This is a genomic window from Rhodococcus sp. NPDC059969 (genome assembly GCF_042738325.1).
GTDB lineage: Bacteria > Actinomycetota > Actinomycetes > Mycobacteriales > Mycobacteriaceae > Rhodococcus_F.
Window position 1 is genome coordinate 65,739 of sequence record NZ_JBHWUF010000007.1, and the last position, 23,492, is coordinate 89,230.

Sequence of the window (23,492 nt, forward strand, 5' to 3'; positions counted from 1 at the left end):
CCGTCACAGTGGAAACGTCAGAGCTTGTTGGCAGCCTGCGAGAGTGCAGATTTCTTGTTGGCAGCCTGGTTGGCGTGAATAACGCCCTTGCTGGCTGCCTTGTCGAGCTTGCGGCTGGTGGAGACGAGGAGCTCGTTGGCCTTGTCCTTGTCACCGGCTGCCGCAGCCTCGCGGAATGAACGGATCGCGGTACGCAGCGAGGACTTCACCGACTGGTTACGGAGTCGGGCCGCCTCGTTGGTACGGATTCGCTTCACCTGGGACTTGATGTTGGCCACGCGTAAAATCCTTGTCGTCTTTAGCTGGTTACGGTCGAGAAAGCTGTGGGCGCACTGATGCACCGACTGGCAAGATTACCAGCCGAGGGCCCAAGAACCCAAACCGTCGCACGTTGCGTCTGTCGAGAAGAGTACACCGAGCGTCCGAACTCTCGCCGCGCTGCCGAATAGCCGCACTTGTAGCAGCATGTTGCCCTATGACGCCGCCGCCTTCGAAAAGTTCGAGTAAAACAGGTTCGACCACCACCCGAGCGCGTCCCGCTGCAGTGTTCGACGGATATTCAGACATCGGTCGCTACGAGTTGGCTTTCGACGAGATGTTCGAGCCCGACGGCTCGGTGCGTGCTCCGTACAAGGGCGTGTTCAAAGCCCTGGCGCCGACGAGCAGCGCCGACCTCGCCGCGCGTGCCGACGCGCTCGGACGCGCATTCATCGACCAGGGCGTGACATTCTCGCTGTCCGGGCAGGAACGACCGTTTCCATTGGATCTGGTGCCGCGCGTCATTGCCGCGCAGGAGTGGTCGCGGCTGGAAAAGGGCATCAAGCAGCGTGTGAAGGCGCTCGAGCTGTTCCTCGCGGACATTTACGGCGAGCAGCGAATCCTGCGCGATCACGTGCTGCCGCGCCGTCTGGTCACCTCGTGTGAGCACTTCCACCGTGAAGCGGCCGGCATCGTGCCGCCCAATGGTGTGCGAATCCACGTCGCCGGTATCGACTTGGTCCGCGACGAGGCCGGGGAGTTCCGAGTTCTCGAGGACAACCTGCGATCTCCGTCCGGCGTCTCCTATGTGATGGAAAACCGTCGCACGATGACTCGGGTGTTCCCCGACCTGTTCATGTCCCACAAGGTGCGGGCCGTCGGGGATTACGCAACACACTTACTGAGGGCGCTGCGCGCGGGTGCTGCACTCAACGAAGCGGACCCCACAGTGGTTGTTCTCACACCAGGTATTGCCAACTCGGCCTATTTCGAGCATTCGTTGCTCGCTCGTCAGATGGGCGTGGAACTCGTCGAAGGTCGCGACCTGTTCTGCCGCGACAACATGGTCTACATGCGTACGACGGAAGGTGAGCGCCAGGTCGACGTCATCTATCGCCGCATTGACGACGAGTACCTCGACCCGATGCACTTCCGCCCGGATTCGATTCTCGGCGTCGCAGGTCTATTGAATGCGGCGCGGGCAGGCAACGTGGTGATCTCGAGTGCCGTCGGCAACGGAGTCGGTGACGACAAGCTGGTCTACACCTACGTTCCGCAGATCATCGACTACTACCTCGGTGAGAAGCCGCTCTTGCAGAACGTCGACACGTTCCGCTGTTGGTTGGACGAGGAGTGCGAGCAAGTCCTCGACCGGGTCGCGGAACTCGTCATCAAGCCTGTGGAAGGGTCCGGCGGCTACGGAATCGTCTTCGGGCCCGACGCGAGCCCCAAGGAACTGGCCGCGATCACCCGCAAGATCAAGGCGGACCCGCGCGGATGGATCGCGCAGCCTCTCGTGCAGTTGTCCACGGTGCCGACCAAGATCGACGACGTTCTCTCGCCGCGCCATGTGGACTTGCGGCCCTTTGCCGTCAACGACGGTGACGACGTGTGGGTGTTGCCCGGCGGTCTGACCCGGGTGGCGCTTCCGGAAGGTTCGCTGGTGGTCAACTCCAGCCAGGGCGGCGGAAGCAAGGACACGTGGGTGCTCGCGAGCCGCACCTCTCACGAGGACCCGGAGCTGTCCGGCGAGGAGTTGGTGTCCGAGCCCCCGGAATCCGCGGAACCGGTGCAGGGACCGGAGCTGAGCACCTCACAACAACAACAACAGCAGCAGCAACAGTGAACTCCACTGAACTGCCCAGCTACCAAGAACTATCAGCGAACGGAGCGTGGTGACTGATGCTTGCTCGCAACGCAGAGTCTCTCTACTGGATCGGCCGCTACGTCGAGCGGGCGGACGACACCGCTCGGATCCTCGATGTCGCCGTCCACCAACTTCTCGACGACGCCACCGTCGATCCTGACCGCACGTCGCGCTTGCTCTTGCGTGTTCTCGGCATCGAGGCGCCGGAGGAGAAGCTCGACGTGCGTTCCCTCACCGATCTGGTTGCGTTCAGTCGCAATCAGGTTGGTTCGATCGTGGACTCGCTGGCGAGTGCCCGAGAGAATGCTCGCGGAGCACGTGAGGTCACGTCGAGTGAGATGTGGGAGTGCTTGAACACCACGTACAACGGATTGGCTGAGCGTGAACGCGCGTCACGCAGGCTGGGGCCGCACGAGTTCTTCCGCTACGTGGAGGAACGCGCAGCGATGTTCGCGGGCCTGGCGGATTCCACGCTCAGTCGCGACGACGGCTATCGGTTCCTTCTGCTGGGGCGCTCGATCGAACGTGTCGACATGATCGTGCGAATGCTGCTGGCGCGCGCCGGTGACCGACCGTCTTCGCCGGCGTGGGTCAGTGTTCTTCGCTCGGCGGGTGCGCATGACACGTATCTGCGTACGTATCGCGGAGCACTCGACGCCAATCGCGTCGTCGAGTTCATCTTGTTGGACAGGCTCTTTCCGCGCTCGGTGTTCCACTCGATCAGGCAGGCCGAGAAGTGCCTGCAGGAACTCGACCCGCAGCCGGGCAGTCGCGTCGGAATCCGGGCGGAGGCGCCGCGGCTTCTGGGCCGCGCACGCAGTGAGCTCGAGTTTTTGCCACAGGGCGTGTTGCTCGAGGATCTGCAGGGACGGTTGCTCGGTTGGCAGGAGACGTGCCGCGAACTGGGTGAGGCAATTGCATTGCAGTACTTCCACGCCGCGCCGTGGGTCGCATGGACGGATGCCGGGGCCGCGTACGCGGATTCGACGGTGGAGGGAGAGCTGTGAGCTGGCGAATGAGGGTCGTGCACACCACGGGATATGCGTATGACGCCCCGGTGACGTCGTCGTACAACGAGGCGCGATTGACACCCCGCGGCGACACCAGGCAGACGGTGATCCTCACGCGCGTCGAAACCCAGCCGGCAACGCGTTCCTACCGGTACACCGATTACTGGGGCACCGCGGTGACTGCGTTCGACTTGCACGCGCCGCACACCGAACTCGAAGTGACCGGACTGTCGGTGGTGGAGACGGAACCGTTCGTTCAGCCCGAGGAAACCGTCGACTGGGATGAATTATCGGGTGACGCGATTAAAGATCGATTCAACGAGCAACTGAGTTTCACGAGATATGTTCCGCGTGATCGTAAGCTGGCGACAATTGCCAAGGAATTGCGCAAAGATAAATCACCTGAAGATGCAGTAGTGGCTGCGTCGCAATGGGTTTACGGTGAAATGTCTTATGTTCCGGGTACGACCGGAGTGCATACGTCGGCGGTCGAGGCCTGGTCGGCCAGGAAAGGCGTCTGCCAGGATTATGCGCATCTGACCTTGGTATTGCTACGAACGATGGGCATTCCGTGTCGATACGTTTCCGGCTATCTCCACCCCAAACGTGATGCGGCAGTCGGGGACACGGTGGTCGGGGAATCGCACGCGTGGATCGAAGCGTGGACCGGCGCGTGGTGGGGATATGACCCGACCAATGCGATAGCTGTGAATGAACAGCATGTCTCCGTCGGAATAGGAAGGGACTATTCGGATGTGCCGCCTTTGAAGGGAATCTTTTCCGGTGGACGCTCCACAGATCTTGAAGTTGTTGTGGAGATCACCAGGCTTGCGTAAAGTCCGGCAAATCTAGGCGCGTGAGCATTACTACCGTTCGATGAGAAGAAGGTGGGAATATGTCTCCAACTGCACAGGAATTGACTGAGGTCGAACCGATCTCGGATGTGAAGAAGTATGCGGCCGAAGCGGTGGGGACTTTTGTGCTCGTGTTCTCCGCGGTCGGAACTGCCGTCTTCGCAGGTGCGAAAGTCGGCAATCTCGGAGTTGCCTTCGCATTCGGCTTGACCCTGCTGTTCCTCGTCTATGCGATCGGGCCGATTTCCGGTTGCCACGTCAACCCGGCGGTGACCCTCGGCCAATTCGTGATCGGGCGAATCTCAGCCGTCAATGCGGCGATTTACGTTGTCGCGCAAGTGATCGGCGGGTTGGTCGCGGGCGTCGTGATCTACACGGTGGCCAACAGTCTCCCGGCGTACAACCGTGCTGCTGACGGACTGGGCGCAAACGGTTGGGGTGCACACAGTCCGTCGGCCGAGAAGAATCTTCTCGGCAACGTGGTCTCGGACGGTTACGGCATCGGTGCCGCCATGATCATCGAGATCCTGCTGACAGCGCTGCTGGTGTTCGTCGTTCTCGCGTCGACCGATCAGATCTCGGACGTACCGCTTGCCGGAGTGTCCATCGGCTTCACCCTGGCCGTCATTCACCTGATCTCGATCCCGATCGACAACACCTCCGTCAACCCCGCTCGAAGCCTCGCAGTCGCGCCCTTCCAGGACGGCGCACTAGGTCAAGTGTGGTTGTTCATCGTGTTCCCGCTGATCGGCGGTGCACTCGGTGCACTCATCTATCGAGCACTCTTCGGACGGTTCAACCGTATGGACAGCTGATCGATACTGCTTCTATCCCTTCGGGTCGGCTTCAGCTCCAGCTGAAGTCGGCCCGAAGTTTTGCCGCGACCGCGTCGAACTTCTTGTGATCCATGACAGCGCCCTCGCGCCGGATCCCGCTCTCGGGAACGTCGAGCACCCGGTCGAGCCGGACCCAGCTGGGCCTTCCCTCGCCGTCCCACGGGCCCGAACCGATTGCGAGCCAATCGCGCTCACCTTCGCGCTTGCTCTGCGAAGACAACATCAGGCCGAGCAGCGTGTCGCCGTCGCGGCCGACCACCAGCACCGGACGGTCTTTGCCCTGGGTCGGATCTTCCTCGTAGGCAACCCAGGTCCAGACGATCTCGCCTGGATCGGCTTTGCCGTCGAGGTCGGGGGAGTACTCCACCCTCCTGGCGCGATGTGCGGTCGGAGATGTCCGAGCGGCGATCGGTCGGCCGGACGGACCAGGCTTCGAGGTAGACGACTGAGACGTTGACGACTGCAACTGGCGCAGCAACGCAGGGCCCTTCTCCACCGCGAGGGCTCCGAGGGTTCTGCCGATCTGCTTCCACATGCTTGCCATAGCGTTCGAGCATAATCACCCGCCCGCGGGAACCCCTGGTACGGCGGCGCCGAGACTTGGATATCCTGAGGGTTGACAGCGGCCCGGATCCGGGCCGGTGCCGGTCCGACTAAGGGGTCTCCCATCAGCAGCTTCGCCGACAAGACGTTCACGGATCCTGCGCAGATCCGGAACTTCTGCATCATCGCGCACATCGATCACGGTAAGTCGACGCTGGCAGATCGCATGCTGCAGCTCACCGGTGTGGTCGAAGAGCGGGCGATGCGTGCGCAGTACCTGGACCGTATGGACATCGAGCGTGAACGCGGCATCACCATCAAGGCCCAGAACGTTCGTCTGCCCTGGACCGTCGACGGCGAAGAGTTTGTTCTCCACCTCATCGACACTCCCGGTCACGTCGACTTCACATATGAGGTCTCCCGTGCGCTCGAAGCGTGTGAGGGCGCAATTCTGCTGGTCGACGCAGCTCAGGGCATCGAAGCTCAGACGCTGGCCAACCTCTACCTGGCGATGGAGAAGGATCTCAAGATCATTCCCGTCCTCAACAAGATCGACCTCCCGGCCGCGGACCCCGACCGCTATGCGGAAGAGATCGCGCACATCACCGGCTGCGAGCCCGGCGATGTCCTGCGCGTGTCGGGCAAGACCGGCGTAGGCGTCAAGGAACTGCTCGACGAAGTAATCGTGCAGATCCCCGCACCCGTGGGTGATGCTGACGGTCCGGCTCGCGCCATGATCTTCGACTCGGTTTACGACGCATACCGCGGCGTGGTCACCTACGTGCGTGTGGTCGACGGTCGGATCCGTCCCCGCGAGAAGATCACGATGATGTCGACGGGCACCACACACGAACTGCTCGAGGTCGGCATCATTTCTCCCGAGCCGAAGGCCAGTATCGGTCTGGGCGTCGGCGAGGTGGGCTACCTCATCACCGGTGTGAAGGACGTCCGCCAGTCGCGCGTCGGTGACACCGTCACCACAACCCGCAATGGCGCGACCGAACCGCTGGTCGGCTACCGCGATCCCAAGCCGATGGTCTATTCAGGTCTCTACCCGATGGACGGCTCGGACTACCCGGTGCTGCGCGACGCTCTCGACAAGCTCCGCCTCAACGACGCGGCATTGGCCTACGAGCCGGAGACGTCGGTTGCCCTCGGATTCGGCTTCCGCTGCGGCTTTCTCGGCCTGCTGCACATGGAGATCACCCGCGACCGCCTCGAGCGTGAGTTCGGCCTGGAACTGATTTCCACCGCGCCCAACGTCGTCTACCGCGTCGTGATGGAGGATGGGGCCGAGGTCATCGTCACCAACCCGTCGTACTGGCCGGAAGGCAAGGTTCGCGAGGTCTACGAGCCGGTCGCCAAGTGCACCGTCATCGCCCCGAGCGAGTACGTCGGCGCCATCATGGAGCTGTGCCAGTCCCGTCGCGGTGAACTCGGCGGCATGGACTACCTCTCCGAGACTCGCGTCGAATTGCGTTACGAACTGCCCATGGGCGAGATCATGTTCGACTTCTTCGACGCCCTCAAGTCCCGCACCAAGGGTTATGCCAGCCTCGATTACGAGGAGGCCGGTGAGCAGCAGGCCGACCTGGTGAAGGTCGACATCCTCCTGCAGGGCGAGGCCGTCGACGCGTTCTCCTCGATCGTGCACCGTTCCAACGCCGGCGCTTACGGCGGACGCATGACGTCGAAGCTTCGTGAGCTGATCCCGCGCCAGCAGTTCGAGGTTCCGATCCAGGCTGCGATCGGCGCCAAGATCATCTCGCGCGAGAACATTCGTGCAATCCGCAAGGACGTCCTTGCCAAGTGCTACGGCGGCGACATCAGCCGTAAGCGCAAGCTGCTCGAGAAGCAGAAGGAAGGCAAGAAGCGCATGAAGACCATCGGTCGCGTCGAGGTGCCTCAGGAAGCATTCGTCGCGGCTCTGACGTCGGAATCGGTTGGCGAGAAGCCCAAGAAGTAGGAGCGCATGGTCACCACCTGGTTGTCCCGAGAGTTCGGAATCGAAATCCCCGTTCTCGGGGCACCCATGGGTGGCCGCGCCGGCGGTGCGCTCGCCGGAGCCGTCTCGGCTGCCGGTGGTTTGGGTCTACTGGGCGCAGCCCGGTACAACACACCGGAGTGGATCGAGGCGGAAGCCGAGGTTGCCCGGTCGATCGGCGGAAAATTCGGCGTCGGCCTGATGACGTGGTCGCTGCCCGAGAACGAGCTGATGCTCGACGCCGCGATTGCCGTCGCACCGACCATGATCACCTTGTCGTTCGGGGATCCCGCAGCGTACGTCGGAGGCATCCACGACGCCGGTATTCCTGTTGTGTCACAGATCAATACGCTCGAAGACCTTCGCATTGTCGAGGCCGCAGGTGTCGACGGCGTGATCGCACAAGGCGGTGAGGCAGGCGGGCACACCGGCCGAATCGGAACTCTGCCGCTGCTGCAGGAGATCCTGGAAGCGACGACGCTTCCAGTTCTGGCAGCAGGTGGAATCGGAACCGGGCGCGGCTTGGCTGCAGTCCTGGCAGCCGGCGGCGAAGGCGTGATGATCGGCACGGCGCTGCTTGCCAGCCCGGAGACAGTCGGACCGGACTACGCCCGCGACCGCGTCGTCGAAGCCGGAAGCACCGACACGATCTACACCTCAGTTTTCGACCGTGCCCGAAGTCAGCCGTGGCCGCAGCGGTGGGGTGGCCGCGCGGTGGCCAACGAGTTCACCGCCGCCTGGCACGGAGTCGACGCCGACGAAGAAACATTGGCAAAGGCGTACGACCCGTCGGATCCGCACAGCGGTGTCGTCTACGCCGGAGAAGCGGTGGGACTCGTGCACGGAACCCATCCGGCCGTCGACGTGGTTCGACGCATCGGCGCCGAAGCGGAGCGTCTGCTCGCTCGTTTCGCCTGAAAGCAAGGTCGGACACAGACGCGTCCCATATGAGAAGGTAAGCCTCTACTAACTAGTGGAGGAGTATTTCGTGCGTGCGATGAAGTTCTCGGCGGTGGCTCTTTTGGGAGCACTGGTCGTCGGTATCAGTGGTTGTTCGTCTTCGGACGCCGACGAGATCGCGGACGGTCGGGTCACCACGGTCGACCACAAGTTCGGCGCCACCACGATCACCGGCACGCCGACGCGCATCGTCGCGGCCGACACCCAGTGGCTCGACGCCCTGCTCGAACTCGGAATCCAACCGGTGGGGTACCTGGCTGCCGGCCCGATGGGTGACGAGCGTGGCCTGTTCCCGTGGGAGAGCGGCGTCGACGCGTCGGCGAAGGAACTCGATCGCTCCGCGATCCAGCAGTTCGGTGTCCCGCTCAAAGTCGAAGAAATTGCGGCCTTGGATCCCGATCTGATTCTCGGTGGGTTCTCCGTCGCCGATCAGGACGATTTTGACCAGTTGAGCAAGATCGCACCGACCATTGCCGGTCTGTCCGACGTCCAGGTCGATCCGTGGCAGGACCAAGTCGAGATTCTCGGTCGAGTCCTCGACAAGGAGTCTCGGGCCGACGAGATCGTCGAGTCCACGAACGGACAGATCGATGCGCTCGCACAGCGACTGCCGGGGCTGAAGGGAAAGACGGCACTTCTGTCGCAGTACGTCTTCCCGACGTCTCAGTTGGTGATCGTCGCCGATCCCGAGGACGGTGCTTCGGGACTGTTCACGCGTCTGGGAATGTCGTTGCCGCCCAAGCTGGTCGAAGAGGCCGGTGTGACCGGTGGTCGGCTGATACTCAGCCCGGAACGGGTCGACGCTCTCAGTGCCGACGTCGTGGTGCTGCTGCCCAACGGCGGGTCGCTGGACGACATGATGAAGCTGCCGGGATTTGCCGACCTGCCTGCAGTGAAGGGTGGCGGATTGGCCATCGTCGACTATCCGACTGTCGCCGGCCTGAACACTCCGTCGTCGCTGTCGCTGAAGTACTCGCTCGAATCGATCACGCCGCAGCTAGAAGCGGTCGCCGGCTAGATCTGCTGTACGCCTTTATTAACCGCGGGCGGTTAACAAAGGCGCACAGCAGGGGGTCTAGGTTGCGTTGTGCGCGGGCTGGAATGCTCCGGCTTCGGCAGCTTCCTCGGCTCGGATCACGTGGACCACGGCGTTGATCAGCGCCAGGTGCGTGAATGCCTGCGGGAAGTTACCCAGATGGCGACCGGTGTGCGCGTCGATCTCTTCCGCGTACAGCTTGAGCGGGCTCGCGAACCCGAGCAGGCGCTCGCAGAGATGCTTTGCGCGATCCAGTTCGCCGATCTCGACGAGGGCGGACACCAGCCAGAAGGAACAGATGGTGAACGTGCCTTCCTCGCCGCTCAATCCGTCGTCGGTGGTGTCGACGCGATAGCGCAGGACCAGACCTTCTTCGGTGAGCTCGTCGGCGATCGCCAGCACTGTCGCGCGGATACGCGGATCGTCGGCAGGCAGGAAGCGCAGCAGCGGAGCCAGCAGCAGAGACGCGTCGAGTGAATCGTGCCCGTAGCGCTGTGTCAGAACTCCCCGCGAGTCGACACCGTGCGCGAGGATGTCGGCCTTGATGTCGTCGGCGATGGCCGTCCATTGCTGCGCAAAGCTCTTCTCGCCCTGCATCTCTGCAAGCTTGGCGCCGCGGTCGAGAGCGACCCAACACATGATCTTCGACGACGTGAAGTGCTGCGGTTCACCGCGCACCTCCCAGATCCCGCGGTCGGGTTGGCGCCAATGCTTGATCGCTTCCTCGACCTGCTTCTTGAGCAGCGGCCACAACGCTTCGGGCACACGCTCGCGGGTACGGATGTGGAGGTACACCGAGTCGAGCATGGTGCCCCAGATGTCGTGCTGCTGTTGATCGAACGCGCCGTTGCCGATACGCACCGGACGGGCGCCATCGTATCCGGAGAGGTGGTTCAGTTCGGATTCCTCGAGCGTCCGCTCGCCGCCGATGCCGTACATCACCTGCAAGGGGTGCGGCTGACCGTTGTCCGAACTCGACACGTCGTAGATGAAGTTGAAGAAGTCGTTGGCTTCACGGTCCAACCCGAGCGTGTAGAGGCCCCACAATGCAAAAGTGGAATCGCGAACCCACGCGTAGCGGTAGTCCCAGTTACGTTCTCCGCCTGGTGTTTCCGGTAGCGAGGTCGTGGAAGCCGCGAGCAGGGCTCCGGTCGGTGCGTAGGTGAGGCCCTTGAGTGTGAGCGCGCTGCGCTGCAGGTATCCGCGCCACGGGTGATCGGGGAACTTTCCGATGGTCACCCACTCGCGCCACGACTTGGACGTCTGCCACATCTTGTCGGCGGCCTCGTCGAACGTCTGCGGCGCGGGAAGATCCGACCACGAGAGCGCGACGTAGACGTTGTCGCCTTCGACCAGTCGCGTCCGGGCCCGGGCCTCGCGACCTTCCAGACCCAATCGGAGATCGGTGGTCAAGCGGAGAGTGGGGTGGTCTCCGGGCTTGGCGGAGCGACACGTTGCCGTCGCTTCCTCGTAGACCTTGCCGGTGTACTCCCAATTGGCGGTGCCGCGGTGATAGTCGAACGCGGGCTCGCAGCTCATCTCGAGTTCGACGGTGCCGCTGACGCATTTGACCGTACGGAGAAGCGTGTGTTCGGCGTCCCAATCGGTCGGTGTGCGCTTGTGCGTGTTCGATCGTTTGTCGACGTTGTGCCACGGGCCGAGAACCAGTGCGTCGCGAACGACGAGCCAGCCGGTCTCCGTCTGCCATGTTGTCTCGAGGATGAGTCCGCCGGGCAGATAGCGTCTGGCTGCGGGTACGTTCTGGCCGTAAGGGCCGATACGGAAATGGCCTGCGCTGCGGTCGAGGATGGCACCGAACACGCTGGGGGAGTCGGGGCGGGGAACGCACATCCACTCGACAGATCCGTTACGGGCAATCAGGCACGAGGTTTCGCAATCGGAAAGAAACGCGTAGTCGTCGATCGGGGGAAAGTTGCTTCGATGGTGACCCGTGGAGGCGGGAGGAATCGTCTGCACCACTTCGTCGTCAGCACTCATTCGGACATCATCCGGCCAGAATCGACACACGTCCAATCCACACGCTGTCGGGACCGTTTCGGTCGAAGGATAGGGTGTTGACGTGGATCGGATTGCGGATTGGTGGGACAGCTTCGAGCTGTGGATGGCGGGGCTCCCGTTCATCCCGCAGGTCGCGTTGGTCCTGATCGTCGTCGTTCCGCTGTGCCGCCTGGTGGCCGTCGGTCTGGATCGCGCGTTGGCCGCCGTTCTCGCTCTGCCGCTCTTCGGCTGGTTGCGTAGGAATTCTCGAGAAGTAGAGGAAAGCTGATGCCCCGCTCACGGGTCACTCTCGCCCTGATAGCCCTGATTCTCCTCGTGATCGTCGCGTGGCTTCTCACCCGTTAGTTCTCCCGATTAGAGCGGGCGCCGGTGCTCTGCTAAAGTCCACCGCGTGTCCGAAGCAACAGCTCCCGTAATCCGCCACCAGTTGGCGTTGATTGCTGTCGGCATGCTCGACGTCGCTGACGTCGCCTGTTGTTGATTTTCTGAGTTCGACCTCTCCGGTGGTGCTGCGCACCCCGTTCGAACTTCACTGCGCGTCACTCGCGCCCCCGATTCAGGGCTCTTGGCCCGTCGGCTCTCCATGTCTGAACGTCCCGATGGATTCAGCCCCAGAGGTCTCGGACTTTTGTGATTTAGTCAACCACTCTCTTGTCAGTCCTTTCAGGAAGGTATCTGCAATGAAACGCCGTTCCCGCACACTTCTCACCGCTATCGCGACCATGGGGGCCGTGGTACTCACAGCGTGCAGTGGTGGCTCGAGCGACACCGTGGGTGGTGACAGCGCTGCCAGCGACGGTAGCGCCGGCACGATCAACCTGTTCGCCTACGCCGTGCCGAAGCCCGGCTTCGACAAGCTCACCGCAGCCTTCCAGGCGACCGACGAGGGCAAGAACGTCAACTTCAATCCTTCGTACGGCGCCTCGGGCGACCAGTCGCGCAAGGTGAAGGACGGTGCCGAAGCCGACTTCGTCAACTTCTCCGTCGAGCCTGACATCACCCGCCTGGTCGATGCCGGTCTGGTCGATCAGAACTGGAACCAGGACGCCTACAACGGAATTCCGTTCGGATCGGTGGTCACCATCGTGACCCGTCCGGGCAATCCGAAGGGCATCAAGGACTGGGACGACCTGCTGCAGCCCGGCCTCGAGGTCGTCACGCCGAACCCGTTCAGTTCAGGCTCGGCTAAGTGGAACCTCTTGGCGCCCTACGCCGCAAAGAGCGACGGTGGCAAGAACCCGCAAGCGGGCCTCGACTACGTCACCGCCTTGGTCAATGATCACGTCAAGATCCAGCCCAAGTCGGGACGTGAGGCTTCGGAAGCCTTCCTTCAGGGCAGCGGCGACGTTCTGATCAGCTACGAGAACGAGGCGCTGTTCATCGAGGGCAACGGCGACCCGGTCGAGCACGTCACCCCGCCCACGACCTTCAAGATCGAGAACCCGGTTGCCGTGATCTCGAACAGCAAGGTCCTCGACAAGGCGACCGCGTTCAAGGACTACCTCTACACGACCGAGGGCCAGACGCTCTGGGCCGAAGCAGGATTCCGTCCCGTCGATCCCGCCGTCGCTGCCAAGTTCACCGACAAGTTCCCGGAGCCGGCCAAGCTGTGGACCATCGCAGACCTCGGTGGCTGGAAGGCCGTGGACAGTGCACTGTTCACCAAGGACACCGGTTCGATCGCAGTGATCTACGACAACGCGACCAAGTAAGACTGACGTGACTGACACTATTGACCCCACCCCCGTGGCTCGTCGGCGAAAACTCGCGCGGGTCACGGGGAGTGTGGGGCCGCTCGGAATCGGAGTAGCCACTCTGTGGCTCTCCGTGATCGTTCTGCTTCCGCTCGCCGCGTTGACCGCCACCGCGTTCGACGAGGGGATCTCCGGATTCTGGGACGCTGTCACTGCACCAGTTGCCTTGGCGTCACTGCGCGTGACATTGCTCGTCTCGGTGATCGTGGCACTGATCAACGTCGTGATGGGCACGATCATCGCGTGGGTGCTGGTCCGCGACGACTTCCCGGGCAAGCGCATCGTCAACTCGATGATCGACCTGCCGTTCGCGTTGCCGACAATCGTGGCGTCGATCGTGCTGTTGTCCCTCTACGGCCCGCAGTCGCCGATCGACATCCACCTCAACGCAACTCAGCCTGGTCTGATCGTGGCGCTGGCTTTCGTGACCTTGCCGTTCGTCGTTCGCTCTGTGCAGCCGGTGCTGATGGAGGTCGACCGTGAGGTCGAGGAAGCCGCTGCATCGTTGGGCGCGTCCAATTGGACGATCTTTCGCTCCGTCGTTCTTCCGACGCTGGCGCCCGCCGTCATCTCGGGCGCGGGACTGGCGTTCGCCCGAGCGATCGGCGAGTACGGTTCGGTCGTCCTGATCGGCGGCAACATCCCACGAGTGACACAGATGACGTCGCAGTACATTCAGCAGCAGATCGAGATCGATCGTCCGACCAACGCCGCTGCCGTCTCGGTCGTGCTGCTGGTCATCGCATTTGTGACGCTGTTCGTCTTGCGAATCTTCGCTTCGCGCGGACAGCGACGTGAGGAGAGTTCCCGATGAACGTGTCCAGAGGATCGAAGATCGGTCTTCGGACCGTCGCGCTCGTCTACCTGTTCGTGTTGTTGGTCGTGCCGATCGGCGTGATCCTGACACGAACGTTCGAGAACGGAATCGGTCCGTTCTTCGAATCGATCACGACGCCTGCAGCCGTCTCCGCGCTGAATTTGTCGCTGATCATCGTGGCGATCGTGGTCCCGATCAATGTTGTGTTCGGTGTCGTCACCGCACTCGCCTTAGTCCGTGGGCGGTTCCCGGGCCGTGGAGTTCTGCAGTCGGTAGTCGACCTGCCGTTCGCGGTTTCGCCCGTCGTCGTCGGTGTGTCCTTGATCCTTCTCTGGGGCGCCAACGGCTGGTTCGGCGGGATCGAATCGTTGGGGTTCAAGGTCATCTTCGGCTTGCCCGGCATGGTGATCGCGACCATTTTCGTGACGCTTCCCTTTGTCGTCCGGGAGGTCGAACCCGTCCTGCACGAGATCGGCGACGAGCAGGAACAAGCTGCCGCGACGCTCGGTGCTTCGGGTTGGCAGACGTTCTGGCGGATCACACTGCCTGCGATCCGTTGGGGCCTGACGTACGGAATCGTGTTGACGGTGGCGCGTTCGCTCGGTGAATTCGGCGCAGTCATCATGGTCTCTTCCGGTTTCCCGGGGGTATCCCAGACGCTGACGTTGCTGGTGCATTCGCGATACATCGACGACCACAACACCTTTGGTGCGTATTCGGCGGCAACGCTGCTGATGGGCATCGCCATCATTGTCCTGTTGCTGATGACGCTGCTGGACCGTAAGAGGAGCACCACATGATCACAGTGACCGGGGCCCGCAAGAACTACGGTGATTTCGCGGCACTCGACGACGTGACGGTCAACATTCCTTCGGGTTCGTTGACGGCATTGCTGGGGCCAAGTGGCTCGGGAAAGTCGACTTTGCTGCGTTCGATCGCCGGGCTCGAAGAACTCGATTCGGGAACCATCACCATCGCCGGCAAGGACGTCACCGGCATCTCACCGCAGAAGCGTGACATCGGCTTCGTATTCCAGCACTACGCCGCGTTTAAGCACATGACGGTGCGGGACAACGTGGCGTTCGGGCTCAGGATCCGCAAGCGCCCGAAGCCGGAGATCGAGAAGAAGGTCAACGAATTACTGGGGATCGTCGGCCTCGACGGCTTTCAACATCGGTACCCGGCGCAGCTGTCCGGTGGTCAGCGTCAGCGCATGGCGTTGGCGCGCGCTCTGGCTGTCGACCCGCAGGTTCTCCTGCTCGACGAGCCCTTCGGTGCGCTCGACGCGAAGGTCCGTGCCGACCTGCGCACGTGGTTGCGTCGCCTGCACGACGAAGTGCACGTCACCACCGTTCTGGTCACCCACGACCAGGAAGAGGCGCTCGACGTCGCCGACCGGATCGCAGTGCTGAACAAGGGGCGAATCGAGCAGATCGGTGAGCCTGCCGACCTGTACGACCGCCCGTCCAACGACTTCGTGATGTCCTTCCTCGGGTCCGTCGCGAAGCTCAACGGGCAGCTGGTTCGTCCGCATGACATCCGCCTCGGCCGCGATCCGAGCATGGCTCTCGCTCAGGAGTCCGGAACGGCCGAGTCCCTCGGCGTCACACGCGCAACCGTCGAGCGCGTCGTGTACCTCGGCTTCGAGGTTCGGGTCGACCTGCGCAACGAGGCAACCGGTGAGCTGTTCTCGGCTCAGGTCACCCGCGGTGACAGTGCAGCGCTGCACCTCGAGGCAGGGGAGACGGTGTACGCCCGGGCAACTCGGGCTCCGGATCTGCCGGAGACCCCGGTGTCGACGCCGGTGCAGGAGCCGGTCACGGTGAGCGTCGTCGGCCAGGTTTGACCTGCTTGCCCTGCTTCACCCCCACTCCTGGTTGAGCGAACGGCACTTTCGGTCTGCTGAAGGCGCCGAAAGTGCCGTTCGCTCAGAAAAAAATGGGGTGGGGCAAAAGCGAGACAGGTTCAGCCCTCGCGGCAGACGAGGACCGGGCACTGGGCGTGGTGGATCAGGCTCTGACTGGTCGAACCGACTATCGACGCCATGAACGGACTGCGTCCGTGGCTACCGACGACTACAAGCTGCGCCTCCGCTGAATGCTCGAGCAGCGCCTTCATCGGTCCGCTTCGTTGGACGCTTCGGGTGACTTCGACGTCGGGGTACTTCTCGGTCCAACCGGCAAGGCACTCGGACAACAGTGCATGCTCATGCTGTTCGTACGGACCCCAGTCGACGAAGCGCCTGGCTTCGGAATAGCCGCCCAGCGAGGCGTGCTCGTTCCACGTGTGGACCGCCACCAAAGGTGCGCCGAGGAACGCGGCAAACTCGAAAGCATGCGCGACGGCGAGTTCGCTGAGCTTGCTTCCGTCGACGCCGACGACGATGGGCCTGGTGTCGGCCATCGCGTGATCACCCGTTCCTCGGAATACGGCCACGGGACAGTGCGCACGGTTGACCACCCGAATGGTGTCGGATCCGAGAAACACGGACTGCATCTCGCTGGTGCCGGCCTGACCCAGTGCAACGATGCGCGCCGACTTCGAGAGTTCGACGAGTGTGGTTGCGGGAGTACCAGTCACGAGGCCGCGTTCGATGGTGACGTCGGTGTGATCATCACGGATGGCGTCCTCGGCCTCGTCGAGTAATTTTGCACCCTCGACGCGAAGGTGGTGGTCGAACATCTCTTCGTCGGTGACGTTGGTACCTCCACCGGACTCGGGTTGTCCTGGCAGCACGTGGGTCAGGCGAAGTGGTTCGTCGAATCTCTTTGCAGCCGATGCTGCCCACCTCGCGGCGTTGACCGCGCTTGCCGAGCCGTCGATACCGGCCACGATTCCGTGTCGAACAGGTGCACTGGTCATGGAAGTCTCCTCGCGTCGCCTCCTTACCAGTGTGTCCCTGCTCACCCCCGGTTCGCTACAAACTGGTCAGCTCCCGTGGTGCGAGAACGTCGGTGGGCACTGCTGCGCGAGATCGGCGCGGGCGCAACGACAACAGAGCGGTGATGAATCCGTTACCGGGCAGTGTCAGTTCCACGTTCTTCAACACGGTTCGGCGCATCAATGCGAGCAGGGCTGCGACGCCGGTGACCGCCATCCACATGGGCAGCGGGTACAGCGTCAGGCGTTCACCCAGGCCGAAGGTGAGGGTTCGTCCGAGAAGCAGTACGGCGCCGACGATTCCGGTGGCCGCGCACAGTCCCGACCACACTGCGATCCACCTACGATGCTGCCAGAAAGATATGGCCATGAGTACGAGAACTGCGTGCCGGGCGACGAAGCCGGGGAGCACGGCAGTCCAGTGAACGAAGGTCCCGTCGTTGGCCGGGAAGAGGCCGGTGGCCGCGGTGCTCAGTGCAACGACGACGGCAAGTCCGAGAATCCACTTCTTCGCACGACCGTCCGGAATGTACTTGTGCAGCAAGGCCGCACCGAGGATGGTGAGCGCACCGAGGATCATGAAAGCTGCGTTCATGACATCGTGCATCGGCGAACACGAATCCACACTGCATGTCGTCACACCGAGCGAACTGATGGAGTCGCGCGCGAAGCTGTACGGCGTCTTCCAGGCGCCGGCCGTGAAGATTTCGACAAGCAGGTAGAGCACCGACAGGACCCATGCGATGCCAGCTGTGCCGAGGCGAAGATTGTGAGTGATGGTGTTCCCTCTCGCGGCGCTCTGAGGGGATTGCACCCAAAGATCTGTTTCGCAGGCGAAGGAGGAACCTTCGCGAGCTGGACAGATCCAACACTACGGTAACAATCTGATAACGGCCTGTGAAACCGGATCAGGCGGAGCGGACCAGACGGTCGGGTAGTGCATCAGCGACTTGTCGGTAACGGTCGATCATCGTTTCGATCAGTAGAGAATGCCCACCGATCGTGTCGGCGAAACGCGCGCGCGGACATGCCGTCGCGGCGGCAGCGCTCAGTCGATCGGTCAGTAGGCCGGGAGCCAAGAACCACGGTGCGATGACAACACGTTCGGCGCCGTCCTGCTCGAGTGCGGAGATCGCCTGGGCAACTGTCGGTTCCGCGGATGTCGCGAAACAGATTCGAACGCCCGACCAGTTGGTTCCGCCGAGGAGAGTGGACGCCAATTCTGCGGTCGCGGCATTGGCGCGCGCGTCGGACGAGCCGACCGCCGCAAGTGCGACACCGACCGACGGATCGTCCCGCCGGGCACCCGCTTCGAGAATTCGCTCGCGCACTGCTTCGATCAGCCGAGCATCACGACCCAGTACGTCTGCTTGGAACACGGTCAGCTGGGGGTGGCGTGTCGCGGCAGCGGCCAAGAGCCCGGGCAGATCTACCCGAGCATGGAAGGCCTTGCCCAGCAGCATCGGAACAACAACGGCGTGAGTGTGGCCGTCGTGTGCAACTCCGTCCAGGGCCTGATCGACGGACGGTGCATTGAGGTCGAGAAACGCCAGCCGGACATCGAGGTCTGGCCGGGCTTCACGAAGAGCTGCCACAGCAGCCGCGATCACCCGAGCAGAACGGGGGTCGCGGCTGCCGTGCGCAACAGCAATGAGCGGAACCATCGACTTAGACGCGCTCGCCCAATTCGACGGCGGAGATGACGTCGCCGACCAGGCCGGCTGCGAGAGTGTTTCCACCCGCGGGATCGATCAGCAGGAAGCTGCCCGTGTGGCGGTTGACGGCGTAGTCGTCAGCCACGATCGGCTCGGCTACCCGGATCGAGATCTTCCCGATCTCGTTGAGCTCGAGAGTGTCCGGGCCCTGATCCGTGGTCAGGTCCTGCTCGTTGAAGCGCTCCACCAAGCTGCCCACGATGGCCTGCGTCGTACGCGTGCCGTGCTTGAGCAGCAGACGTGCACCGGGCCGCAGCGACTTCTCGGCCAGCCAGCAGACCGTGGCGTCGAATTCGCCGATCGGCTCGGGTGCATCCGACGGTGAGGCGATGGTGTCGCCGCGTGAGACGTCGACGTCGTCGGCCAAGATCAACGTGACGCTGCGTCCCGCGTGGGCGACGTCCAGTTCGCCGTCGGCCGTGTCGATACGAGTGACGGTGGTGCGCGTACCCGAGGGCAGGATCACCACTTCGTCGCCGGGCACGACGGAACCGGCGGCAACCTGACCGGCGTAGCCGCGGTAGTCGAGGAACTCGGCGGTGCGGGGACGGATCACGTACTGCACCGGGAAACGCAGGCCGACGCGATGCGGCTCGGCGTCGACCGGAATCGACTCGAGGTGCTCGATAAGCGTGGGACCGGTGTAGTACGGGGTCTTGTCCGAGCGGATCGCGACGTTGTCTCCGTGCAGGGCAGACACCGGGATCTCCACGACATCTTCGCTTGCCCAGCCCAGCGAGCTGGTGAGTTCGTTGAACTCGGCGGAGATCGAGGTGAAAACCTCTTCGGGGTTCTCGACGAGGTCGATCTTGTTCACGGCGAGAACCAGCTTCGGAACACCGAGGAGCGCGAGAACCGCTGCGTGCCTACGTGTCTGCGCGATGACACCCTTGCGGGCATCGACCAGCAAGATCACGAGCTGCGCCGTCGAGGCACCGGAGACGGTGTTGCGGGTGTACTGCACGTGGCCCGGTGTATCGGCCAACACGAACGTGCGCTTGGGGGTCGCGAAGTAGCGGTACGCCACGTCGATGGTGATGCCCTGCTCGCGCTCGGCGCGAAGACCGTCCACCAGCAGCGAGAGGTCGGGGGTGTCGAGACCGCGGTCCACCGACGCGCGGGTGACGGCGTCGATCTGGTCGGCGAGAACGGATTTGGTGTCGTACAACAGACGGCCCACGAGGGTGGACTTTCCGTCGTCGACGCTGCCGGCAGTTGCCAGTCTGAGCAGATCGCTCATCAGAAGTAGCCCTCTCGCTTGCGGTCTTCCATGGCCGCTTCGGAAACTCGGTCGTCGCCACGGGTCGCGCCGCGCTCGGTCAAACGTGATGCCGCAACCTCGGCCAGGATGGCCTCGTTGTCAGCCGCATCGGAGAGGACTGCGCCGGTGGTCGAACCGTCACCGACGGTGCGGTAACGCACCGAAAGGGTCTGCAGCTCTTCGCCGTCAGCCGGTCCACCCCAGACGCCGGGCGTCATCCACATGCCGTCGCGCTGGTACACCGGACGCTGGTGGGCGTAGTAGATGCTGGCGAGTTCGACGTTGTCGCGGGCGATGTAACGCCAGATGTCCAGCTCGGTGAAGTTGCTGAGCGGGAAGACTCGCACCTGCTCGCCGGGGGAGTGGCGACCGTTGTACAGGTTCCACAGTTCCGGGCGCTGCTTCTTGGGGTCCCACTGACCGAAAGCGTTGCGCAGCGAGAAGATCCGCTCCTTGGCGCGGGCCCGCTCCTCGTCGCGGCGAGCGCCACCGAATACGGCGTCGAAGCGGTTCTCGGAGATCGCGTCCAGCAACGGCACGGTCTGCAGCGGGTTGCGGATACCGTCGGGGCGCTCGGTGAGGCGGCCGTCCGCGATGTACTCCTCGACGCTCGCCACGTGCAGGCGCAGGTTGTACTTCGCCACCACGTGGTCGCGGAAGTCGAGGACTTCCTGCAGGTTGTGGCCGGTGTCGACGTGCAGCAGGGTGAACGGCAACGGCGCAGGCCAGAAGGCCTTGATCGCCAGGTGCAGCAGCACCGTGGAGTCCTTACCGCCCGAGAAGAGGATGACCGGGCGTTCGAATTCGCCGGCCACCTCTCGGAAGATGTGGATCGCTTCGGACTCGAGGGCGTCGAGAGTGTCGAACTGTGTGCCGTCGAGCTGAGGACGTGAAGGTGTCAAGTCAACTGTCATGATGCGTGCAACCCGCATTCTGTCTTGGAGGCACCGGCCCAACGACCGCTACGCGGATCGCTGCCGGGGGCTGGCTTGCTGGTGCAGGGTGCGCAGCCGATGGACGGATATCCCTCGTCGACAAGAGGATTGACGAGGATGGAATGGGTGTCGATGTAGTTCTGCATCTCCTCGTCCGACCACGGAGCGATCGGGTTGATCTTCACGAGGCCGAAGGCATCGTCGAAGGAGATCAGGGGAGCATTGGCGCGGGTGGGGGCCTCGACCCGGCGGATGCCGGTCACCCATGCGCTGTACCCGGACAATGTCTGCTTCAGCGGTGCGACCTTGCGCAAAGCGCAGCAGCGGTTGGGATCACGGGCGAACAGGTCCTTACCCTCGGCGACATCCTGCTCGGCGACGCTTGCCAGCGCACGAGCGTTGATGACGTTGACGCCGTACACCTGCTCGACCGCGTCACGCGTGCCGATGGTTTCGGGGAAGTGGTAGCCGGTGTCGAGGAAGAGTACGTCGACGCCTGGATGAACCTGCGCAGCAAGGTGAACCAGCACCCCGTCCTGCATGTTCGACGCAACAATGTAGGAGTCGCCGAACGTGTCCTCGGTCCACTGCAACAGTTCCTGTGCGTTGGCCCCGTCGAGTTCTACGGCACCGCGCTCGGCGATGGACCGAAGCTCGTCGGCAGTTGCTCGCGAAATGTCCACTGTCATCGCAAATCTCCTTCGTCTGCGCGCACTGCCCATTCGGCGAACCGCTCACCTTCGTTGCGGTTCTTCACGAACTGACGTACGACGCGGTCGATGTAGTCACCCATCTCGACGCTGGTGACCTTGTGCTGGCGCAGCTTGCGTCCGAAGGCGCTGTCGAATCCGAGGCTGCCTCCCAGGTGAACCTGGAAACCCTCGACTTGATTCCCCTCACCGTCGTCGACGAGCTGGCCCTTGAAGCCGATGTCGGCGATCTGCGAGCGAGCGCAGGAGTTGGGGCAACCGTTGATGTTGATGGTGATCGGCACGTCGAGCTGGCTGTTGATATCGGCGAGACGCTGTTCTAGTTCGGGCACGAGCACCTGCGAACGCTTGCGTGTCTCGGCGAACGAGAGCTTGCAGAACTCGATGCCGGAGCAGGCCATCAGGTTCTTGCGCCAGTGCGACGGACGGGCGGGAAGGCCCAGTGCGTCGAGATCGGCGATGAGCGGCTCGAGGGTCTCGTCGGCGACGTCGAGGATGATCAGCTTCTGGTACGGCGTGAAGCGGATCCGGTCGCTGCCGGCCTTCTCGGCAGCGTCGGCGACCTGAGCCAGGATGTCTCCCGAGACGCGGCCGGCGATCGGAGCGAAACCGACTGCGTTGTGGCCGTTGCGAGTCTTCTGGATGCCGACGTGATCGATCGGGCGCTTGGGCTTCTCCGGCGCCGGGCCGTCGATGAGCGGACGCTTCAGGTACTCGGTCTCGAGAACCTCGCGGAACTTTTCGATGCCCCAGTCCTTGACGAGGAACTTGAGCCTGGCCTTCGCGCGCAGACGGCGGTAGCCGTAGTCACGGAAGATCGAGACGACGCCCTCCCAGACGTCGGGAACCTCGTCGAGCGGGATCCAGGCGCCGACGCGCTGCGCCAGCATCGGGTTGGTGGACAGGCCGCCGCCGACCCAGAGGTCGAGGCCGGGGCCGTGCTCGGGGTGGTTCACGCCGATGAAAGCGATGTCGTTGATCTCGTGAACAACATCCTGCTGACCGGAGATGGCGGTCTTGAACTTGCGCGGCAGGTTGGAGTACTTGGGATCACCGATGTAGCGGCGCACGATCTCGTCGATCGCCGGAGTGGGATCGAGGACCTCGTCGAGCGATTCGCCGGCCAGGGGAGAACCGAGGACGACGCGCGGGCAGTCACCACATGCCTCGGTGGTCTTGAGTCCGACGGCTTCGAGGCGCTTCCAGATCTCCGGGACGTTCTCGACTTCGATCCAGTGGAACTGAACGTTCTCGCGGTCCGACAGGTCGGCGGTGTTCCGGCCGAATTCCTTCGAGATACCGGCGATGGTGCGCAGCTGCTCGACGTTCAGCGCGCCGGCGTCGCAACGCACACGCATCATGAAGTACTTGGCCTCGAGCAGATCGATGTTCTCGTCGCCGGTGAACGTGCCGTCGTAGCCTTCCTCGCGCTGGGTGTAGAGACCCCACCAGCGGAAGCGGCCGCGCAGATCACCCTTGTCGATGCTGTCGAAACCCTGCTTGGAGTAGATGTTCTCGATGCGGGCCCGAACGTTGAGCGGGTTGTCGTCCTTCTTGGCCTGCTCGTTGGCGTTGAGCGGTTCGCGGTAGCCGAGGGCCCACTGACCTTCGGCCCGACGCTTGGCAGGACGTGCGGCGCGGGCGGGCCGGGCTTCGGTGGGTGCTGCCGAATCGGCGGGTGTGGCGGCGTCGGTGGTCGACGTCATCGATGAACTCCTGGATCTGGGCGGTTGATCGGCACGCGGCACGCACTATCGATGAACTGTGGCGGTGTCTGATCGGGACGCACCGGTCCGTGTCGGAAATCGAGGGGGCTGTCCTCGGTCTCGGAAAGCTCGCGGCCGGCAGGTGTGCTCACGAAAACGAACAGCTGGAGAAGCCGTCTCTGGAAGAGCTGTTTCGGTGAAGCAGATGGAGATGAGCGGGAAAGGCTGGAGGATCAGTGAAGGATCAACAGCTACACAGGTGCAGACACGACGAGCTGCACACACGCTTGAAGTCGACATGGCGACGCGCCACAAGTCGCACTCCGAGTCCGGTCATGCGGACCATT

Annotated in this window: 23 protein-coding genes; 13 read left to right on the forward strand and 10 right to left on the reverse strand. The window is 63.1% G+C overall.

The window, feature by feature from the left end:
- Window positions 1-17 precede the first annotated feature (17 nt).
- Window positions 18-278, reverse strand: coding sequence for a 30S ribosomal protein S20 (gene rpsT / locus ACFWAD_RS19535; RefSeq protein ID WP_003944567.1), 261 nt, complete (start codon window positions 276-278; stop codon window positions 18-20).
- Between the two features lie 197 nt (window positions 279-475).
- On the opposite strand from rpsT, the gene ACFWAD_RS19540 reads away from it, so the two are divergent.
- Genes ACFWAD_RS19540 through ACFWAD_RS19555 form a run of 4 tightly spaced genes read left to right on the forward strand, consistent with a single transcriptional unit; the run spans window position 476 to window position 4,804 of the window.
- Window positions 476-2,104, forward strand: a complete 1,629-nt coding sequence (locus tag ACFWAD_RS19540; protein ID WP_378546767.1) for a circularly permuted type 2 ATP-grasp protein — start codon at window positions 476-478, stop codon at window positions 2,102-2,104.
- Between the two features lie 56 nt (window positions 2,105-2,160).
- Window positions 2,161-3,132, forward strand: coding sequence for an alpha-E domain-containing protein (locus tag ACFWAD_RS19545; protein WP_095969748.1), 972 nt, complete (start codon window positions 2,161-2,163; stop codon window positions 3,130-3,132).
- An 8-nt stretch (window positions 3,133-3,140) separates the two neighbouring features.
- On the forward strand, window positions 3,141-3,971 hold the full coding sequence (locus ACFWAD_RS19550) for a transglutaminase domain-containing protein (protein ID WP_378538543.1): 831 nt from the start codon (window positions 3,141-3,143) through the stop codon (window positions 3,969-3,971).
- Window positions 3,972-4,030: 59 nt separating this feature from the next.
- A complete protein-coding gene (locus tag ACFWAD_RS19555; protein ID WP_378546770.1) occupies window positions 4,031-4,804 on the forward strand; it encodes an aquaporin in 774 nt (257 codons plus the stop codon).
- A gap of 31 nt (window positions 4,805-4,835) precedes the next feature.
- Here the strand turns inward: ACFWAD_RS19555 and ACFWAD_RS19560 are convergent, their stop codons facing one another.
- A complete protein-coding gene (locus ACFWAD_RS19560) occupies window positions 4,836-5,369 on the reverse strand; it encodes a type II toxin-antitoxin system PemK/MazF family toxin (RefSeq protein WP_378546773.1) in 534 nt (177 codons plus the stop codon).
- Window positions 5,370-5,441: 72 nt separating this feature from the next.
- Between ACFWAD_RS19560 and lepA the strand changes: the two genes are divergently transcribed.
- The 3 genes from lepA to ACFWAD_RS19575 all read left to right on the forward strand — a co-directional run bounded on the left by lepA (window position 5,442) and on the right by ACFWAD_RS19575 (window position 9,330).
- Window positions 5,442-7,334: a translation elongation factor 4 gene (lepA, locus tag ACFWAD_RS19565; RefSeq protein ID WP_378546776.1), complete on the forward strand. Its 1,893-nt coding sequence runs from the start codon at window positions 5,442-5,444 to the stop codon at window positions 7,332-7,334.
- Between the two features lie 6 nt (window positions 7,335-7,340).
- Complete coding sequence (locus ACFWAD_RS19570) at window positions 7,341-8,270, forward strand: NAD(P)H-dependent flavin oxidoreductase (RefSeq protein ID WP_378546779.1); 930 nt, start codon at window positions 7,341-7,343, stop codon at window positions 8,268-8,270.
- A 79-nt stretch (window positions 8,271-8,349) separates the two neighbouring features.
- Complete coding sequence (locus tag ACFWAD_RS19575; RefSeq protein WP_378547268.1) at window positions 8,350-9,330, forward strand: ABC transporter substrate-binding protein; 981 nt, start codon at window positions 8,350-8,352, stop codon at window positions 9,328-9,330.
- 57 nt (window positions 9,331-9,387) lie between these two features.
- Here ACFWAD_RS19575 and ACFWAD_RS19580 read toward each other — a convergent pair whose 3' ends face one another.
- Window positions 9,388-11,346 (reverse strand): glycoside hydrolase family 15 protein, encoded by a 1,959-nt coding sequence (locus tag ACFWAD_RS19580; RefSeq protein ID WP_063316226.1) that lies wholly within the window; start codon window positions 11,344-11,346, stop codon window positions 9,388-9,390.
- 82 nt (window positions 11,347-11,428) lie between these two features.
- On the opposite strand from ACFWAD_RS19580, the gene ACFWAD_RS19585 reads away from it, so the two are divergent.
- From ACFWAD_RS19585 to ACFWAD_RS19610, 6 genes are all read left to right on the forward strand, one after another.
- Window positions 11,429-11,635, forward strand: coding sequence for a hypothetical protein (locus ACFWAD_RS19585; RefSeq protein ID WP_019749040.1), 207 nt, complete (start codon window positions 11,429-11,431; stop codon window positions 11,633-11,635).
- A gap of 123 nt (window positions 11,636-11,758) precedes the next feature.
- Window positions 11,759-11,848: an Ms4533A family Cys-rich leader peptide gene (locus ACFWAD_RS19590; protein WP_309599318.1), complete on the forward strand. Its 90-nt coding sequence runs from the start codon at window positions 11,759-11,761 to the stop codon at window positions 11,846-11,848.
- A 199-nt stretch (window positions 11,849-12,047) separates the two neighbouring features.
- The gene (locus tag ACFWAD_RS19595; protein ID WP_214514250.1) at window positions 12,048-13,079 is read left to right on the forward strand and encodes a sulfate ABC transporter substrate-binding protein; all 1,032 of its coding nucleotides are present in this window, start codon (window positions 12,048-12,050) and stop codon (window positions 13,077-13,079) included.
- A gap of 7 nt (window positions 13,080-13,086) precedes the next feature.
- Window positions 13,087-13,935 (forward strand): sulfate ABC transporter permease subunit CysT, encoded by an 849-nt coding sequence (gene cysT / locus ACFWAD_RS19600; protein ID WP_378546783.1) that lies wholly within the window; start codon window positions 13,087-13,089, stop codon window positions 13,933-13,935.
- A complete protein-coding gene (cysW, locus tag ACFWAD_RS19605) occupies window positions 13,932-14,738 on the forward strand; it encodes a sulfate ABC transporter permease subunit CysW (protein WP_378538134.1) in 807 nt (268 codons plus the stop codon). The genes cysT and cysW overlap by 4 nt, the downstream gene beginning before the upstream one ends.
- On the forward strand, window positions 14,735-15,784 hold the full coding sequence (locus ACFWAD_RS19610) for a sulfate/molybdate ABC transporter ATP-binding protein (protein ID WP_378546786.1): 1,050 nt from the start codon (window positions 14,735-14,737) through the stop codon (window positions 15,782-15,784). Before cysW ends, ACFWAD_RS19610 begins: the two co-directional genes overlap by 4 nt.
- A gap of 119 nt (window positions 15,785-15,903) precedes the next feature.
- Here the strand turns inward: ACFWAD_RS19610 and ACFWAD_RS19615 are convergent, their stop codons facing one another.
- The 7 genes from ACFWAD_RS19615 to ACFWAD_RS19645 all read right to left on the reverse strand — a co-directional run bounded on the left by ACFWAD_RS19615 (window position 15,904) and on the right by ACFWAD_RS19645 (window position 23,145).
- A complete protein-coding gene (locus tag ACFWAD_RS19615; RefSeq protein WP_378538139.1) occupies window positions 15,904-16,800 on the reverse strand; it encodes a universal stress protein in 897 nt (298 codons plus the stop codon).
- A 55-nt stretch (window positions 16,801-16,855) separates the two neighbouring features.
- Window positions 16,856-17,632 carry a DUF998 domain-containing protein gene (locus tag ACFWAD_RS19620; protein ID WP_378538141.1) on the reverse strand — a complete coding sequence of 259 codons (777 nt, stop codon included), beginning with the start codon at window positions 17,630-17,632 and terminating at the stop codon, window positions 16,856-16,858.
- Window positions 17,633-17,726: 94 nt separating this feature from the next.
- Window positions 17,727-18,482, reverse strand: coding sequence for a sirohydrochlorin chelatase (locus ACFWAD_RS19625; protein WP_378546789.1), 756 nt, complete (start codon window positions 18,480-18,482; stop codon window positions 17,727-17,729).
- 4 nt (window positions 18,483-18,486) lie between these two features.
- The gene (locus ACFWAD_RS19630) at window positions 18,487-19,773 is read right to left on the reverse strand and encodes a sulfate adenylyltransferase subunit 1 (RefSeq protein ID WP_020969973.1); all 1,287 of its coding nucleotides are present in this window, start codon (window positions 19,771-19,773) and stop codon (window positions 18,487-18,489) included.
- Window positions 19,773-20,708 (reverse strand): sulfate adenylyltransferase subunit CysD, encoded by a 936-nt coding sequence (gene cysD / locus ACFWAD_RS19635; protein WP_007731054.1) that lies wholly within the window; start codon window positions 20,706-20,708, stop codon window positions 19,773-19,775. Before cysD ends, ACFWAD_RS19630 begins: the two co-directional genes overlap by 1 nt.
- On the reverse strand, window positions 20,705-21,418 hold the full coding sequence (locus ACFWAD_RS19640) for a phosphoadenylyl-sulfate reductase (RefSeq protein WP_378447884.1): 714 nt from the start codon (window positions 21,416-21,418) through the stop codon (window positions 20,705-20,707). The genes cysD and ACFWAD_RS19640 overlap by 4 nt, the downstream gene beginning before the upstream one ends.
- Entirely contained in the window at window positions 21,415-23,145 is a 1,731-nt protein-coding gene (locus ACFWAD_RS19645) for a nitrite/sulfite reductase (RefSeq protein ID WP_378546792.1), read from the reverse strand. The genes ACFWAD_RS19640 and ACFWAD_RS19645 overlap by 4 nt, the downstream gene beginning before the upstream one ends.
- Window positions 23,146-23,492 lie beyond the last annotated feature (347 nt).

Coding starts and splice junctions, on each gene's coding strand:
- ACFWAD_RS19550 (WP_378538543.1), top strand. CDS start 3,141: ATGAGGGTCGTGCACACCACGGGATATGCGTATGACGCCCCGGTGACG.
- ACFWAD_RS19575 (WP_378547268.1), top strand. CDS start 8,350: ATGAAGTTCTCGGCGGTGGCTCTTTTGGGAGCACTGGTCGTCGGTATC.
- cysD (WP_007731054.1), bottom strand. CDS start 20,708: ATGACAGTTGACTTGACACCTTCACGTCCTCAGCTCGACGGCACACAG.
- ACFWAD_RS19610 (WP_378546786.1), top strand. CDS start 14,735: ATGATCACAGTGACCGGGGCCCGCAAGAACTACGGTGATTTCGCGGCA.
- ACFWAD_RS19545 (WP_095969748.1), top strand. CDS start 2,161: ATGCTTGCTCGCAACGCAGAGTCTCTCTACTGGATCGGCCGCTACGTC.
- ACFWAD_RS19645 (WP_378546792.1), bottom strand. CDS start 23,145: ATGACGTCGACCACCGACGCCGCCACACCCGCCGATTCGGCAGCACCC.
- ACFWAD_RS19560 (WP_378546773.1), bottom strand. CDS start 5,369: ATGGCAAGCATGTGGAAGCAGATCGGCAGAACCCTCGGAGCCCTCGCG.
- ACFWAD_RS19570 (WP_378546779.1), top strand. CDS start 7,341: ATGGTCACCACCTGGTTGTCCCGAGAGTTCGGAATCGAAATCCCCGTT.
- ACFWAD_RS19625 (WP_378546789.1), bottom strand. CDS start 18,482: ATGGTTCCGCTCATTGCTGTTGCGCACGGCAGCCGCGACCCCCGTTCT.
- ACFWAD_RS19595 (WP_214514250.1), top strand. CDS start 12,048: ATGAAACGCCGTTCCCGCACACTTCTCACCGCTATCGCGACCATGGGG.
- ACFWAD_RS19580 (WP_063316226.1), bottom strand. CDS start 11,346: ATGAGTGCTGACGACGAAGTGGTGCAGACGATTCCTCCCGCCTCCACG.
- ACFWAD_RS19555 (WP_378546770.1), top strand. CDS start 4,031: ATGTCTCCAACTGCACAGGAATTGACTGAGGTCGAACCGATCTCGGAT.
- ACFWAD_RS19640 (WP_378447884.1), bottom strand. CDS start 21,418: ATGACAGTGGACATTTCGCGAGCAACTGCCGACGAGCTTCGGTCCATC.
- ACFWAD_RS19615 (WP_378538139.1), bottom strand. CDS start 16,800: ATGACCAGTGCACCTGTTCGACACGGAATCGTGGCCGGTATCGACGGC.
- cysW (WP_378538134.1), top strand. CDS start 13,932: ATGAACGTGTCCAGAGGATCGAAGATCGGTCTTCGGACCGTCGCGCTC.
- ACFWAD_RS19630 (WP_020969973.1), bottom strand. CDS start 19,773: ATGAGCGATCTGCTCAGACTGGCAACTGCCGGCAGCGTCGACGACGGA.
- ACFWAD_RS19540 (WP_378546767.1), top strand. CDS start 476: ATGACGCCGCCGCCTTCGAAAAGTTCGAGTAAAACAGGTTCGACCACC.